16 protein-coding genes are annotated in these 13653 nt (G+C 70.3%); 12 read left to right on the top strand and 4 right to left on the bottom strand.

Annotated features, from left to right (window positions below):
• Positions 1-49: 49 nt before the first annotated feature.
• On the bottom strand, positions 50-1099 hold the full coding sequence (locus C2865_RS18130; protein ID WP_106399667.1) for a sulfotransferase family protein: 1050 nt from the start codon (positions 1097-1099) through the stop codon (positions 50-52).
• Between the two features lie 253 nt (positions 1100-1352).
• Here C2865_RS18130 and C2865_RS18125 point away from each other — a divergent pair, with 253 nt between their 5' ends.
• The 4 genes from C2865_RS18125 to C2865_RS18110 all read left to right on the top strand — a co-directional run bounded on the left by C2865_RS18125 (position 1353) and on the right by C2865_RS18110 (position 5434).
• Positions 1353-2531 (top strand): NAD(P)-dependent malic enzyme, encoded by a 1179-nt coding sequence (locus C2865_RS18125; protein ID WP_232835683.1) that lies wholly within the window; start codon positions 1353-1355, stop codon positions 2529-2531.
• A gap of 229 nt (positions 2532-2760) precedes the next feature.
• Positions 2761-3837, top strand: a complete 1077-nt coding sequence (locus C2865_RS18120; RefSeq protein WP_106399666.1) for a glycoside hydrolase family 26 protein — start codon at positions 2761-2763, stop codon at positions 3835-3837.
• 27 nt (positions 3838-3864) lie between these two features.
• Entirely contained in the window at positions 3865-4833 is a 969-nt protein-coding gene (locus tag C2865_RS18115; RefSeq protein ID WP_106399665.1) for a zinc-binding dehydrogenase, read from the top strand.
• Positions 4834-4927: 94 nt separating this feature from the next.
• Positions 4928-5434, top strand: a complete 507-nt coding sequence (locus C2865_RS18110) for a CGNR zinc finger domain-containing protein (protein ID WP_106399664.1) — start codon at positions 4928-4930, stop codon at positions 5432-5434.
• On the opposite strand, the gene C2865_RS18105 is transcribed toward C2865_RS18110, so the two are convergent.
• On the bottom strand, positions 5392-5730 hold the full coding sequence (locus tag C2865_RS18105) for a S24 family peptidase (protein WP_269802725.1): 339 nt from the start codon (positions 5728-5730) through the stop codon (positions 5392-5394). The genes C2865_RS18110 and C2865_RS18105 overlap by 43 nt on opposite strands.
• A 33-nt stretch (positions 5731-5763) precedes the next feature.
• Here C2865_RS18105 and sodN point away from each other — a divergent pair, with 33 nt between their 5' ends.
• The 6 genes from sodN (at position 5764) to C2865_RS18075 (ending at position 9924) form a co-directional block, all read left to right on the top strand.
• The gene (gene sodN, locus C2865_RS18100) at positions 5764-6198 is read left to right on the top strand and encodes a superoxide dismutase, Ni (protein ID WP_106399663.1); all 435 of its coding nucleotides are present in this window, start codon (positions 5764-5766) and stop codon (positions 6196-6198) included.
• Between the two features lie 147 nt (positions 6199-6345).
• Complete coding sequence (locus C2865_RS18095) at positions 6346-6789, top strand: RrF2 family transcriptional regulator (RefSeq protein WP_106399662.1); 444 nt, start codon at positions 6346-6348, stop codon at positions 6787-6789.
• 89 nt (positions 6790-6878) lie between these two features.
• Positions 6879-8069, top strand: a complete 1191-nt coding sequence (locus C2865_RS18090; protein WP_106399661.1) for a globin domain-containing protein — start codon at positions 6879-6881, stop codon at positions 8067-8069.
• A 43-nt stretch (positions 8070-8112) separates the two neighbouring features.
• Positions 8113-8583: a GNAT family N-acetyltransferase gene (locus C2865_RS18085; RefSeq protein ID WP_106399660.1), complete on the top strand. Its 471-nt coding sequence runs from the start codon at positions 8113-8115 to the stop codon at positions 8581-8583.
• A gap of 73 nt (positions 8584-8656) precedes the next feature.
• Entirely contained in the window at positions 8657-9085 is a 429-nt protein-coding gene (locus C2865_RS18080; RefSeq protein ID WP_408608322.1) for an ATP-binding protein, read from the top strand.
• A gap of 119 nt (positions 9086-9204) precedes the next feature.
• Positions 9205-9924, top strand: coding sequence for an RNA polymerase sigma factor SigF (locus C2865_RS18075; protein ID WP_232835721.1), 720 nt, complete (start codon positions 9205-9207; stop codon positions 9922-9924).
• A gap of 28 nt (positions 9925-9952) precedes the next feature.
• Here the strand turns inward: C2865_RS18075 and C2865_RS18070 are convergent, their stop codons facing one another.
• Positions 9953-10360: a hypothetical protein gene (locus tag C2865_RS18070; RefSeq protein WP_106399658.1), complete on the bottom strand. Its 408-nt coding sequence runs from the start codon at positions 10358-10360 to the stop codon at positions 9953-9955.
• 53 nt (positions 10361-10413) lie between these two features.
• On the opposite strand from C2865_RS18070, the gene C2865_RS18065 reads away from it, so the two are divergent.
• Both C2865_RS18065 and C2865_RS18060 read left to right on the top strand, forming a co-directional pair.
• Positions 10414-11343, top strand: a complete 930-nt coding sequence (locus C2865_RS18065; protein ID WP_332873378.1) for a diacylglycerol/lipid kinase family protein — start codon at positions 10414-10416, stop codon at positions 11341-11343.
• A 288-nt stretch (positions 11344-11631) separates the two neighbouring features.
• Positions 11632-11898 carry a WhiB family transcriptional regulator gene (locus tag C2865_RS18060; RefSeq protein ID WP_106399656.1) on the top strand — a complete coding sequence of 89 codons (267 nt, stop codon included), beginning with the start codon at positions 11632-11634 and terminating at the stop codon, positions 11896-11898.
• 196 nt (positions 11899-12094) lie between these two features.
• Here C2865_RS18060 and C2865_RS18055 read toward each other — a convergent pair whose 3' ends face one another.
• Positions 12095-13633 (bottom strand): sensor histidine kinase, encoded by a 1539-nt coding sequence (locus tag C2865_RS18055; protein WP_106399655.1) that lies wholly within the window; start codon positions 13631-13633, stop codon positions 12095-12097.
• Positions 13634-13653: the final 20 nt, after the last annotated feature.

Below are 13653 nucleotides of genomic sequence, written 5' to 3'. Positions count from 1 at the left end.
GCGGGGGTCGTCGGGGCCCCGGCACCGGCCTCAGCGCTTCGCGGGACGTTCAGGATCCGCCGCGGGTCTGGTCGGCGGACGGCCGCCGGTAGGTGACCATGCGCTTGACCTCGACCAGCTGGCGCTTGCGCACCTGCTTGCTGCGGCTGGAGCGGATCCGCCGGAACGCCTTCATCCGCTCCTTGGGGACCGGGACGCGCGTGCCGGTCGGCTCGTAGCCGTGCCGGCGCATCTCCTCGCCCACCACCTCCTCGATCAGCGCCACGTCGGTGCCGGACAGCTGGGACTCCCAGGAGTGCATGGACTCGGTGGTGACCGGCTTGGAGATCTCCTTGAAGGGGGTGCCGGTGGGGCGCTCGGGGTCCTGGTGGTACTCCAGCATGGAGTCGATCCCGGCGGGGTCCAGGCCCAGGAAGGCGCAGACCCGGCCCAGGACCGTCCGCGGGTCGCGCACCAGCTCCTCGTAGTAGACGTCGAGGTACTGCTCCCGGGGCAGCTTGCGGCGCCATGCCTCCGCCGAGACGATCGCCCGCTGCCACATCTCGGTCGCCGACTCCACCCCGCCCCAGCTCCAGCCGACCCGGTTCATGGAGGCCGCGCAGGCGCGCGGGTCGCGGATCACGTTGACGTACTGCGCGTCGGGGAAGAGGTCGAATATCGCGTTGAGGTTCCAGGCGTGCGAGGGCCGCTTGTCCCCCCAGCGGGGCTTGCCGTGGTTGCGGGCGTTCAACGCGAAGCAGGCGGCAAGGATGGAACCGAGTGTCGGAGGCGACTGCAGGGCCGCCTCGACGAGCTCCTCGGGCGTCGCCTTGAGCCGCTCGTTCCGGGACTTCTTGTCCTTCACGATCCATTCGGCGACCTTGCGGCGGTTGTCGGGGTCCGCAAGATCACCGAACGAATCCCGCTTGCGGTACAGCGGAACGATGAAGGCCGTCTCGTGCGGCACCGCCAGATGGGGATGGCTGTTGAGCATGCTCCGGAGCAATGTCGTCCCCGAACGAGGGCAACCGCCGACGATGACCGGGGGTCCCGAGCCGTCGCTGGAGCCGGACACATCAGCCCCCGGCTGGGTTGCATCATGTGACGAATATTTCTCCATGCTGCGGCAGCTTAACGGGAGACGGTCACCCTCGCAGGTCACGAAAACCTCACAACCGAACCGGACAGACGTGACATATTCCACACCCGCCCCCCAAAGTTTGAACTCACGCGGCCGTGTGCCACAATCGCTTGACGGGTGACCCCCGTGTACGTCGAGAGGCGAGCGCCCACACACCCCCCACACACCGCGTGGCCGGGTGTCTGTCCGGTACCCGCCCGAACTTCCGAAACTTTGTCTGAGTGGGGTCGCTGTGGCTACTGACCTTCCCGATTACTCCAATGATCCGGCCTTCGCCATCCACGTCGGCGGCAAGCTCGAGGTCCGCTCCACCATCCCGGTCCGGGACAAGGACGATCTCTCCCTTGCCTACACCCCCGGCGTGGCCCGCGTCTGCACGGCGATCGCGGACCACCCCGAGCTGGCCCACGAGTACACCTGGACCTCCAAGGTCGTCGCCGTCGTGACCGACGGCACCGCCGTCCTGGGCCTGGGCGACATCGGGCCCGCCGCCTCCATGCCGGTCATGGAGGGCAAGTCCCTATTGTTCAAGGAGTTCGCCGGCGTCGACTCGGTGCCCATCGCGCTGGCCACCACCGACGTCGACGAGATCGTCGACACCGTCATCCGCATGGCGCCGTCCTTCGGCGGCATCAACCTCGAGGACATCAGCGCTCCGCGCTGCTTCGAGATCGAGGACCGGCTGCGCGCCGCCCTGGACATCCCGGTCTTCCACGACGACCAGCACGGCACCGCGATCGTGTCGCTGGCCGCGTTGAAGAACGCCTCCCGGCTGATCGGCAAGCCGCTGTCGCAGATGCGCGGCGTGATCGCCGGCGCGGGCGCGTCCGGTGTCGCGGTCTGCCGCATCCTGCTCAACGCCGGGGTCGGCGACATCGCCGTCTCCGACAGCAAGGGCCTGATCTACCAGGGACGCGACGGACTCAACAGCGTCAAGAGCGCCCTGGCGGAGGACACCAACAAGGCGGGCCTGACCGGCTCGACCGAGGAGGCCCTGCGCGGAGCCGACTTCTTCATCGGGCTGTCCGGATCCACCGTCGCCGAGTCCGCCATCGCCACGATGGCCCAGGACGCGATCGTCTTCGCCCTGTCGAACCCGACCCCCGAGGTCGAGCCCGACGTGGCTGCCAAGTACGCCAGGGTCGTGGCCACCGGCCGCAGCGACCACCCCAACCAGATCAACAACGTGCTCGCCTTCCCCGGCATCTTCAAGGGCGCCTTCGACGTCCGCGCCCACTCGATCACCGAGGGCATGAAGGTCGCCGCGGCCGAGGCGCTGGCCGCCGTCGTGACCGACGGGGAGCTGGCCGCCGACTACATCATCCCCAGCCCGTTCGACCCGCGGGTCGCCCCGGCCGTCGTGGCCGCGGTGTCCGCCCAGGCCCGTGCGGAGGGCGTCAACCGGATCTGACCGCTCCGTGCCGCCGATCATCGGTGCCGTGCCCGTCCGTCGCCCCGGACGGGCACGGCACCGATGTTTTTTCACAGGGTCTCACCAGACACATCTGGATCTTTAACGTTGCATCGAATTTGGTCACGTTAAGATAACAGACCCCCCTAAACAAGATCGAGTTTCTTTTGCGCTGGTAGCGTGCCGAACCTCCCCATAAGCCCTCACTCCGTCTGGAGCGACTCAGCGTATGAAGAAGGCCCTGCACCGTCTCGCCGTCCTGTCCCTTCCGCTGGCCCTCGCCGCCGGTGTCCTACCCGCGCAAAGCGTCTCCGCGGCGGTCGACAAGACCGCCAAGCACAACGCCAAGGCGCCGAAGGGCTTCAAGCGGAAGAACGCCAAGGGCGTCGTCAACGTGAACAAGTACCTCTACCCGCGCCGCGACTACGTCGGCGTGTTCACGCAGTACGACAACCGGACCCCCGTCGCCGGAGCCAGGTACTTCGGCGGCCTGGTCGGCAAGAAGAAGCCCAACGTCATCAAGGGGTTCGCCAACTGGGGCGCGCCCTTCGACAAGGCATGGGCCCAGAGCATCTGGAAGGCCGGCGCCATCCCGCAGTGGGAACTGGAGGCCCACCCGGTCGACTGGAACGGCGAGATCACCATCAAGAAGATCGCCAACGGGGGCGCGGACGCCTACATCAGGCAGCTGGCCAAGGACGTACGGGCAGCCAAGATGCCGGTGGCCATCAGCTTCGCCCACGAGTTCAACGGCGACTGGTACGAGTGGGGCTACTGCAGCCGGCCGAACAACGCCCAGCCCGCCACCGCGTGCAAGTACAAGAACAAGCCTTCCGACTTCAAGAAGGCCTGGAAGCGCATGCACGGCATCTTCACCAAGGCGGGCGCGACCAACGCCATCTGGATGTGGTCGCCCAACGAGACCGGCCCCCGCGCCGAGGTCGGGCTCAAGCAGTTCTACCCCGGCAACGCCTATGTCGACTGGATCGGGCTGATCGGCTACTACCGCAGCACCTCCAGCACCTACGCGAAGGTCTTCACGCCCAGCGTCAAGCAGCTGCGCAAGTTCACCAAGAAGCCGATCATCATCGGCGAGGTCAGCACCCTGCCCGGCAAGAGCCGCCCGCGCCAGATCAGGGACTTCCTGAAGAACGTCGCGGCCGACCGCAACGTCATCGGCTTCATCTGGTTCAACAAGGACCAGAGCAAGAACGAGGGGCCCAACGGCGACTACCGGGTGGAGCGGAGCAAGGCCGGGATCAACGCCTTCAAGACCGGCCTGAAGAAGGGGTACTTCGGCCGCTAGCGAGGGGCTGCGGCTAGGGTCGGGGGCATGTTCGCTGTCACCGCGGCGCGTATCGACGCCGAGCAACCGTTGAACGGGCTGGAGCTGGGCGAGCGCCCCGACCCCGTGGCCCCCGAGGGCTGGACCACCGTCACCGTCAGGGCCGCGGCGCTCAACCACCACGACCTGTGGACGCTGCGCGGGGTGGGGATCCGCCCCGAGCAGCTGCCCCTCGTGCTGGGCTGCGACGCCGCCGGGGTGGACGAGGACGGCAACGAGGTCATCGTCCACTCCGTCATCGGCGACCCCGCCCGCGGGCAGGGCGACGAGACCCTCGACCCCCGGCGCTCGCTGCTGTCGGAGGTGCACGACGGCACCCTCGCCGAGCGGGTCGCCGTGCCCCGGCGCAACCTCGTCCCCAAGCCCCCGGCCCTGTCCTTCGAGGAGGCCGCCTGCCTGCCCACGGCCTGGCTGACCGCCTACCGGATGCTGTTCGACAAGTCCGGGGTCCAGCCGGGGTCCACCGTCCTGGTGCAGGGAGCGGGCGGCGGGGTGGCCACCGCGCTGATCGCGCTCGGCGCCGCCGCGGGCTACCGCGTGTGGGCCACCAGCCGCAGCGAGGCCAAGCGCAAGCGGGCGCTGGAGCTGGGCGCGGACGCGGTCTTCGAGAGCGGGGCCCGGCTGCCGGCCCGGGTCGACGCGGTCATGGAGACCGTCGGCCAGGCCACCTGGGCGCACTCGGTGAAGTCGCTGCGCCCCGGCGGGCGCATCGTCGTCTCCGGCGCCACCAGCGGGCCGATGCCCCCGGCGGAGCTGACCCGGGTGTTCTTCCTGCAGCTGCAGGTGGTGGGGTCCACCATGGGCACCCGCGAGCAGCTGGTCCGGCTGGCGTCCTTCCTGGAGACCACCGGGCTGCGCCCGCCCGTCGACCGGGTGCTGCCGCTGGCCCGCGCCCGTGAGGGGTTCGCCGCCATGGCGGAGGGCGAAGTGTTCGGCAAGATTGTTTTCACCATCTGAAGTCGAAAGCAGATTCGACCACCGGATCGCGTGTCATACTCCCCGCAGGGAAACCGCATATCCTTCCATCGGTCCTCACCGGCGAGGAGCGGAAGTGGACCTCGTTTCATACGCGGATCTGGTGGTCGAACTGGTCAACACCCAGGATCCCGCCGAAGACGCGCTGCACGATCTGGACTCCCTGCGGGCGCTGCTGACGCCGCGCCCCCACCTGCTGGGCCGGCTCACCTACCGTGACCTGGAGGCGATGCGCGAGCTGCGCCAGGAGCTGCGCGCCATCGTCGAGGCCGCCGTCACGGGCGAGGGCGACCGTGCCGCCGAGGGGCTCAACGCGCTGCTGATCCGCCATCCGGTGCGGCCCGCGCTGTCCGACCACGACGGCCACCCCTGGCATCTGCACCTGGCCGAGGACGGCTCGGTCCCCGACCGCTACGCCGCCGGCGCGGCGATGGGACTGGCCGTGCTCATCGGCGAGAAAGGGCTGGCGGCATTGGCCCTGTGCGCCGCACCGGACTGCCGGAACATCTTTTTCCACAAGGGTTCCGACAGGAGTCAGCGTCATTGTTCCGGCCGTTGCGCCAAACGGGACGGCGGCCAATAGCGCAACACCACCCGGCCCAGGACGTCGGCGTCGGGAACGGCGCCGAAATCCCAGCTGTCCCGCCGTCCCGGGGCGCGCTGGTTGTCGCTCTCCAGCCACCAGCCGCCGTCCTGGCGGAAGACCGCCCGCTTGACGAGCATCAGCTCCCCGCGGCGCGCCACCACGACGTCGCCCTCGCGCACCGGGCCCTCGCGCACCAGGAGCCGGTCGCCGGGGCCCAGGGTCGGCGCCATCGACTCCCCCACCACCCGGACCACCCGCCAGCGCACGCCATCCGCCCCCTCTCGCGCCTGCAAGCCCCGTCCTCGGAGTAATGTCTGATCCACAGCATGATCCGAGTCCGCCCTCTCACGAAGGGAACCACAACGGTGAGCCTTCTTCGACCGAACACGGTCGTCTCCGCGCACTGCGACCTGCCCTGCGGCGTCTACGACCCCGCTCAGGCGCGCATCGAGGCCGAGTCCGTCAAGGCCGTCATGGAGAAGTACGCGGCCAACGAGGACCCGGCGTTCCGCGCCCGGGCCGTCCTCATCAAGGAAGAGCGGTCCGACCTGGTCAAGCACCACCTGTGGGTGCTGTGGACCGACTACTTCAAGCCGCCGCACTTCGAGAAGTACCCGCAGCTCCACGAGCTGTTCAACGAGGCGACCAAGCTCGCCGGCGCCGGTGGCACCAAGGGCACCTTCGACGTGAAGGTGGCCGACCGGCTGCTGGAGAAGATCGCGGAGATCGACACGATCTTCTGGGAGACCAAGAAGGCCTGAGCCTCGCCTCCCGCACAACCGAGGATGCCCGGTCCCCTGGGACCGGGCATCCTCGTTTCCGCAGCCCCGCGCGACCGGTGAGATATCCCACATGACCTGGGCGGAGCTAAATACGCATTCTTGATGCGTATTTGCTACCTTCAGGGTGTGCGCCTGACGAAGTTCACCGACCTGGCCCTGCGGGCCGTGATGCACCTGGCGGTCGCGACCGAGGGAGAGCCCATGACCACCCGCCAGGTGGCCGAGGCGGTGGACGTCCCCTACGCGCACATGGCCAAGGCGGTCAGCCGCCTCCAGCACCTCGGGGTACTGGAGGCCCGGCGGGGCCGCGGCGGCGGGCTCGGGCTGACCGTGCTCGGCCGGCGCGCCTCCGTGGGCTGGCTGGTGCGGGAACTGGAAGGCGAAGGCGAGGTGGTGGCCTGTGAGGGCGACGCTCCGTGCCCCCTGCGGGGGGACTGCCGGCTGCGGCGGGCGCTGCGCGACGCGCAGGACGCCTTCTACGCCTCGCTCGACCGGCTGACCGTGGCCGACCTGGTCGCCTCCCCCCGCGGCCCGGTGCCGGTGGGGCTGTCCGTCCGACCGCCCGGCTGAACCCGACCCTCCTCGAGATCTTTGCGCAGCCGGACATGGGGTACCCCCATGCCTGAATACGAAGATCATTTACCAATTAAGGAGTCCCCATGCTGTCCGAGAAGTCGGTCCCCGTCGTCCGCGCCACCCTCCCCGCCGTCGGCGGCGCCATCGGGGACATCACCCCGCTCTTCTACAAGAAGATGTTCGCCGCCCGCCCCGAACTGCTGCGGGACCTGTTCAACCGCGGCAACCAGGCCATCGGGGAGCAGCAGCGGGCGCTGGCCGGGTCGATCGCCGCCTTCGCCACCATGCTGCTGGAGCGCCCCGACGAGCGGCCCGACGCGCTGCTCGGCCGCATCGCCCACAAGCACGCCTCGCTCGGCATCACCTCCGACCAGTACACGATCGTGCACGAGCACCTCTTCGCCGCGATCGCCGACGTGCTGGGCGAGGCGGTCACCCCCGAGGTCGCCGCCGCCTGGGACGAGGTCTACTGGCTCATGGCGGGCGCCCTGATCGCCGCCGAGGCCGAGCTCTACCAGAAGGCGGGCGTCCCCGGCGGAGCCGTCTGGCGGGAGCTGGAGATCGCCGACCGGCACGAGGTGGCTCCCGACGTCGCCGCCTTCCTGCTGCGCTCCCCCGACGGCTCCCCGCTGCCGGACTTCCGCCCCGGGCAGTACGTGAGCGTCCAGGTCGAGCTGCCCGACGGCGCGCGGCAGATCCGCCAGTACAGCCTGTCCAGCGCGCCCGGCCGCCCCGAGTGGCGGATCACCGTCAAGCGGGTGCGGGCCGCCGGCGCCCCCGAGGGCGAGGTCTCCTCCCGGCTGCACGAGCACGCCCTGCCCGGCGACCGGCTGCGGGTCTCGACGCCCTTCGGCGACCTGTCCCTGCCCGAGGGCGACGGGCCGCTGCTGCTGGTCTCGGCCGGCATCGGCGGCACCCCCATGCTGTCCATGCTCGACCACCTGGCCGCCACCGGCGCCACCCGCCGGGTCGTCGTGGTCCACGCCGACCGCTCCGCCGCCGCCCACGCCCACCGGGACGAGCTGCGCTCCCTGGTGGAGGCGCTGCCGAACGGCGAGCTGCACCTGTGGTACGAGGAGGCCGGCGCGCCCGAGGCCCGGGTGGGCCGGGCCGACCTGGGCGTCCTGAGCCTGCCCGAGGGCGCCACCGCCTACCTGTGCGGCTCCCTGCCCTTCATGCGGGCGGTGCGCGGCGACCTGCTGGGGCTCGGCGTCCCCGCCCGCAAGGTGCACTACGAGGTCTTCGGCCCCGACCTGTGGCTCGGCCGGGACTGACCGGCCGGTCCGGCGGGTGCGGATCGCTGGTTAGGCTGGAAGCATGATCCGCCCCGCCGTTCCCGAAGACGTCACGACCGTCCTGCGCTTCGTCCGCGAACTCGCCGAGTACGAGCGCGAACTGGACCAGGTCGAGGCGACGGAGGAAGACCTGAAGCGGGCCCTCTTCGGGCCCTCTCCCGCCGTTTTCGCCCACATCGCCGAGGACGAGGAGGGCGAGCCGGTCGGCTTCGCCCTGTGGTTCCTCAACTTCTCCACCTGGACCGGGCGGCACGGCATCTACCTGGAGGACCTCTACGTCACACCCGAGGCCCGCGGCGGCGGGTACGGCAAGGCCCTGCTGGCCGAGCTCGCCCGCATCGCCGTGGAACGGGGGTACGCCCGTTACGAATGGGCCTGCCTGGACTGGAACGAACCGTCCATCCGGTTCTACAAGTCCCTCGGCGCCGAGGCCATGACCGCATGGACGGGCTACCGGCTCAGCGGCCGCGCCCTCCAGGCGATCACCAGGTGAGCGTGGCTTCACCCGGGAGTGCGCGGGGCAGGGTAGTTTCAAGGGAGCGGGACAACCCCGAAGAGGGAGATACGTGACTGAGGAAACCGCCGCCATGACGGCAGGTACCAGACTCACCACGCGCGACGTGGTGACCGTGAAGCTGCCTGCTGCGAGTGCCTATCTGTCGGTGCTGCGCACCGCGACGGCCGGGCTCGCGGTCAGGCTCGACTTCACCATCGACGAGATCGAGGATCTGCGGATCGCCGTCGACGAGGCGTGCGCGATGCTGCTCGCCCAGGCCGTCCCGGGAACGGACCTGGTCTGCGAGTTCGAGCTGGCCGGGGACACGATGCGCATCGCCGTGACGGTGCTCACCGTGGACGGGCGCACGCCCAGCCGCGACACCTTCGCCTGGACCGTGCTGTCCTCGCTCGCGGGCGAGGTGGACGCCACCGCCGGGCCGGACGACCGGGTGACCGTCACGCTGCAGAAGCGGCGGGGCGCGGGTGGAGCTCCGTGACGTCCCCCGAGCGCACTTCCGAGGGAGAGGGCGTCCTGGCCGAGGAGGCCGTGGTGCCCGAGCCGCAGCGTGCCACAGCAGTTCCGGACCGGTCCCGGGCCAAGGAACTGTTCCACCGGATGCAGAACCTGCCCGAGGGCGACCCCGAACGGCAGCGCATCAGGGACCAGCTGGTGGAGATGCACCTCCCGCTGGTGGAGTACCTGGCCCGCCGCTTCCGCAACCGCGGCGAGTGGCTGGACGACCTGGTCCAGGTGGCCACCATCGGGCTGATCAAGTCGATCGACCGCTTCGACCTGGAGCGGGGCGTGGAGTTCTCCACCTACGCCACCCCGACCATCGTCGGCGAGATCAAGCGCCACTTCCGTGACAAGGGCTGGGCCGTGCGCGTGCCGCGCCGGCTGCAGGAGCTCAAGCTCAGCCTGACCAAGGCGATCAGCGAGCTGGCCCAGAAGGAGGGCCGCGCGCCCACCGTCGCGGAGCTGGCGGCCCACCTGCAGATGACCGAGGAGGAGGTGCTGGAGGGCCTGGAGTCCGCCAACGCCTATTCCACGGTCTCGCTGGACGCCCCCGACTCCGGGGACGAGGACGCGCCCGCGGTCGCCGACTCGCTCGGCATGATCGACGAGTCGCTCGAGGGCGTGGAGTACCGCGAGTCGCTCAAGCCGCTGCTGGAGAAGCTCCCGCCCCGCGAGAAGAAGATCCTGCTGCTGCGCTTCTTCGGCAACATGACCCAGTCCCAGATCGCCACCGAGCTGGGCATCAGTCAGATGCACGTCTCCCGCCTGCTGGCCAGGACCCTGGCTCAGCTGCGCGAGGGGCTGACCGCCGAGGACTGAGCACACCGGGCGGAGGAGCGGAACCGGATCAGTCCGGCCGCTCCTCCTCCTTTTCGGGCGACCCGTACAGGGCGAGCCCGGTCGGCCTGCTGAACAGCGCGACGAGCGCGCACACGGCGAGGACCACCAGCGGGTAGCCCAGCTGCGGCCGGTCGCTCTGCACCAGCGTCACGGCCACCGGCAGCAGGAACAGCTGCGTCAGCACCGCGGGCGAGCGGCTCCAGCTCGCCGCCCCGTACAGCCCGTGCGCGACCTTGAGGATCAGGGCGCCGCCGCCGATCGCCATCGCCGCCACCGCCAGCGCGGTCGTGGTGTTCCGCGGATCCCCCACCACGGTCTCGACGGCGGTGAAGAGCCCGCCCCCGACGGCGATCAGGCCCACGAGGCCTTCCAGGGCGGCCGCCAGCAACAGGGTGAAAGGTGGACGGTTCGGCACGCCCGCCAGCCTACCGCCGGGCCCGCGTGAAATACCCTGGCGCCGTGCGCGCCATGCTCATCGCCAATCCGAAGGCCACCTCCACCACGCTGCGGGCCCGGGAACTGCTCACCCGGGCGTTCGCCGGCGACCTGGAGGTGGAGACCGCAGAGACCCGCCATCGCGGCCACGCGACGGAGCTGGGTGCTCTGGCCGCCGCCAAGGGGTACGACTTCGTCATCGCCCTCGGCGGCGACGGCACCGTCAACGAGACGGTCAACGGGCTGATGGCCTGCGGCCGGGAGGCCGGTGACCTGCCCGCCCTGGCCATCCTGCCCGGCGGCAACGCCAACGTGCTGGCCCGCGCGCTGGGGCTGCCCAACGACCCGCTGCGCTCGATCGCGGCGATTCTGGACGCGCTGCGCACCGGCCGCACCCGCACGATCGGGCTGGGGCACGTCTCCACCGGCGTGGAGGACCGCTACTTCACCTTCACCACCGGGCTCGGCCTGGACGCCGAGGTGGTGCGGGCGGTCGAGGGGCTGCGGGGCGGCGGCAAGGCCTCGAACGCGATGTACGTGCGGGGCGGCCTGCAGCAGTTCTTCTCCGGCACCGACCGGCGGCGTCCCGCGCTGGAGGTGCGCGACGACCGGGGGCGGGTGGCGCGCGGCCTCTACCTGGCCTTCGTCTCCAACGCCTCGCCGTGGACGTACCTGGGGCCGCGCCCGGTCGTCCCGAGCCCGCGGGCGGGGTTCGGCACCGGCCTCGACCTGTTCGGCATGCGCAGCCTGGGCGTCCTGCCGGTGCTGTCCGCGCTGGCGCAGATGATGGTCCCGGCGACCGGCGGTCCCCGGGGGAGGCACGTGGTGGAATTGCACGACGTGCCGGAACTGACGATCAAGGCCGACCGGCCCATGGCTTTGCAGGTAGACGGGGATTACCTGGGGCTACGTGATCATTTGGTGTTCCGCAGCGTGCCCAAAGCAATACGAGTGGTCATCTGAGATGAAACTCTCATTACCCTTATCTGCGTCGACGTGCCTGCACAACCACCTGCCCGACTAATGTGACAACCACGTTCCAGCGGTGTGACACATACGACATCCATACCTTGAGAAACGTTTCTCAAAGTACTTGCGCCGTCCATTGCCCCCCTGACACGCTCAAAGTGCGCCATCAGACAGGGCAGTTGATCTGAGCTGTGACCGGCGTATCCCGAGGCCATCTTGTGGCTCGGATCACATCCCGCATCGTGAAACGCACCGAGTTTCATTTCGAGAAGGAGTGGACGCATGGACTGGCGCCACCGCGCAGCCTGCCGTGACGTGGACCCCGAGCTGTTCTTCCCCATCGGAAACACCGGCCCGGCCCTGCTGCAGATCGAGGAGGCCAAGCAGGTCTGCCGTAAGTGCGACGAGTCCGAGGCCTGCCTGCGCTGGGCGCTGGAGTCCGGCCAGGACGCCGGCGTGTGGGGCGGCCTGAGCGAGGACGAGCGCCGCGCCCTCAAGCGCCGCGCCGCCCGGGCCCGCGCCCGTGCCAACATGAACGCCTCCGTCTAGCTTCAGGCAGAACTGCTTTTCGTGGAGTAGGACGTATCCGGTGCCATTCCGGTTCACCTCTCCGCACTTCTTTCGCGGGATTTCCTTAAGGGGCCTGGAACCTCCGGTACCCCGCCCGCGGATTCCGGGGCCGCCCCGGGCGAGGAGTGATGGTCGACGCGTCCGCAGGGTCACGGCCCCGGGCGCGTTCGGGCTGTCAGGGGTTCTCCCGGGCCTGGGGGAGCCCCGCGAGCGGCAGGTCGAGGGCGACCTCGGTGCCGCCGCCGGGCCGCTCGCCGAACTCCAGGCTGCCGCCCAGCTCGCTCTCGGTGAGCGTCCGGACGATCTGCAGGCCGAGGCTGTCGGCGTTCTCCGGGTCGAAGTCCGGCGGCAGGCCCACCCCGTCGTCGGAGACCACCAGCCGCAACCGGCCCTCGGTCCGGGTCGCCAGCACCTCCAGGACGCCGCCCCGCCGCGCCAGGCCGTGCTCCAGCGCGTTCTGCAGCAGCTCGGTGAGGATCATCGCGATCGGGCTGGCGATGGCCGCGGGCAGCACCCCGAAGTTGCCGCGCCGCTTGGGGTGCACCCGGGTCTCCACCGCCATCACCTCCCCCGACATGGCGATCACCCGGTCGGCGATGTCGTCGAAGTCGATCAGCTCGTCGGGGGTGTGCGAGAGGGTCTCGTGCACGATGGCGATCGAGCCGACCCGGCGCACCGCCTCCTCCAGCGCCGCCCTGCCCTCGGGGATGCGCAGCCGCCGCGCCTGCAGCCGCAGCAGCGCCGCGACCGTCTGCAGGTTGTTCTTCACCCGGTGGTGGATCTCCCGGATGGTGGCGTCCTTGCTCATCAGCTCGCGGTCGCGCCAGCGCAGCTCGGTGACGTCGCGCATGAGCGCGATCGAGCCGATGCGCTCGTCCGAGATGATGATCGGGATCACCCGCAGCTGCACCACCGAGCCGTTGGCCTCGATCTCGACCTCGCGGTCGGCCTTGCCGCTGAGCACGCCGACCAGCGACTCGTCCACCGGCGCGCCGTCGTCGGCCAGGCGGGCCGCGGTCTCCCCCAGGTGCACGCCGACCAGGTCGGTGGCCAGGCCGAGCCGGCGGAACGCCGACAGCGCGTTGGGGCTGGCGTAGCCGACCCGGCCGGCCAGGTCCACCCGCAGCAGCCCGTCGCCGACCCGCGGCGAGCGGATGAGGTTGGGCTCGGCGTCGGGCACCGGGAACCGGCCCTCGGAGATCATCTGGGCCAGGTCGCTGGCGCTCTGCAGGTAGGTCAGCTCCAGCCGGGAGGGGGTGCGCGCGGAGCTGAGGTTGGTGCTGCGCTGGATCACCCCGATCATCTTGCTGCCGTCCTGCCTGCGGGCCAGGATCGGGATCGACTCCTCCCGCACCGGGATGCCGCTGCCCCACTCCGGGTCGCCCTCCCGCACGATGCGGCGCTCCCGCCAGGCCACGTCGATGAGCCCGCGCCTGCCCGTCCGCACGATCTTGCCGACGAGGTCGTCCGGGTAGGCGGTCGGGCCGGTGGTGGGCCGCATCTGCGCCACGCACACCCAGCCCTCCACCGAGCGGGGCGGCCACTCGCCGGGCCCCGCGGGACGGCTCGGGTCGCGCTGCGGCACCCACAGCACGAGGTCGGCGAAGGACAGGTCCGCCAGCAGCTGCCAGTCCGAGACCAGCGAGTGCAGCCACTCCAGGTCCCGCTGGTCGAGGTCGGTCTGGCCGCGGACGAGATCGGACAGGGTAGGCACCTGCCCATCATCGCAGCAGG

Source organism: Actinocorallia populi (genome assembly GCF_002995495.1).
In the GTDB taxonomy this organism is placed as follows: Bacteria; Actinomycetota; Actinomycetes; order Streptosporangiales; family Streptosporangiaceae; genus Actinocorallia; species Actinocorallia populi.
This window is presented reverse-complemented; position numbering and strand designations above follow the sequence as displayed.